Origin of the sequence: Streptomyces sp. NPDC048255 (assembly GCF_040652415.1) — a bacterium.
Classification (GTDB): Bacteria; Actinomycetota; Actinomycetes; order Streptomycetales; family Streptomycetaceae; genus Streptomyces.
The window spans coordinates 1-1,074 of sequence record NZ_JBEZMA010000159.1 but is presented as its reverse complement, the minus strand read 5'-3'; the positions used below and the strand labels follow the sequence as shown (position 1 = coordinate 1,074).

Annotated in this window: 1 protein-coding gene; it reads left to right on the top strand. The window is 71.2% G+C overall.

Annotation, left to right across the window (positions count from 1 at the left end; all coding sequences use genetic code 11):
• Positions 1-1,074: autotransporter domain-containing protein (locus AB0D94_RS37940; RefSeq protein WP_362062576.1), on the top strand; the 1,074-nt coding region annotated here is incomplete at both ends.

Sequence of the window (1,074 nt, the reverse complement as noted above, 5' to 3'; positions counted from 1 at the left end):
GTCGGCGCGGCGCTCAACGTCGCCAGCCTGACGGTGAATCCCGGCGCGACCTTGCAAGTGCGGCAGAACGGCGGCGGCGCCACCGACAGCGTGGTGGTGGCGGGCAACGCCGCAGTCAACGGCGGCCAGGTGGTGGCGATCCCGCAACCGGGCAGCTACGCGCCGGTGACCGACTACCGCATCCTCGACGCCGGCTCGCTCAGCGGCGCCTTCACCGGCGTCAGCCAGACCGCGCTGCCGTTCCTCGACGCGGCGCTGTTCGTGCAAGGCAACGACGTGTTCCTGCGCCTGAGCGAGCACGACGCCGGCGGCACCGGCATTCGCTTCAACCAGTTCCCCAAACTGAGCCCGAACCAGCAGGCGGTGGCGAACGCGCTGCAGACCATCGCCGACCGCAACAGCGGACAGTTGCCGGTGCTGATCGCCGCCGCGCGCGGCCTCAGCGCGGCGCAGGCGCCGCGCGCGTTCGACACCCTCAGCGGCGAGACCTACGCCTCCATCGCCAGCGCCCAGCGCTACAACGCCGAGCAGTTGCAGCGCAGCGTGTCGCGGCAAATGGATCTGGCGCGCGACAACGGCGTCGACGACGAGGCCACGCTGGGCACGGTGTGGGCCACCGCGTACGGCGGCCGCGCCGAGTTCGACGGCGAGCGCCTGGACGGCATCGACAACACCGTCGGCGGCCTGGCGATCGGCCTGGAAGGCTCGCCGGCCGAGCATCTGCGCTTCGGCGGGCATATCGGCATGGCCCATTCGAAGATGGAAACCGACCGCCGCGACGACAAGGTCGACGGCGACCTGTTCAACGTCGGCATCCACTGGCTGTACGCGCCCGGCCCGTTCTGGACCCAGGGCGCGGCCGGCTACAGCTACGGCAGCTTCGACGCCGAGCGCGAGGTGTCGGTGGGCGTGTACAACCGCCGCGCGCAGGCGCACTTCAGCAACGACGGCGTGTACGCGATGCTCGAAGCCGGCTGGCGCATCGACGCCGCGCGGGTGCGCGTGGAGCCGTTGCTGGGCGTGTACTACAACAAGGTCGAGTCGGTGCGGTTCCGCGAACGCGGCGCCGGCGAC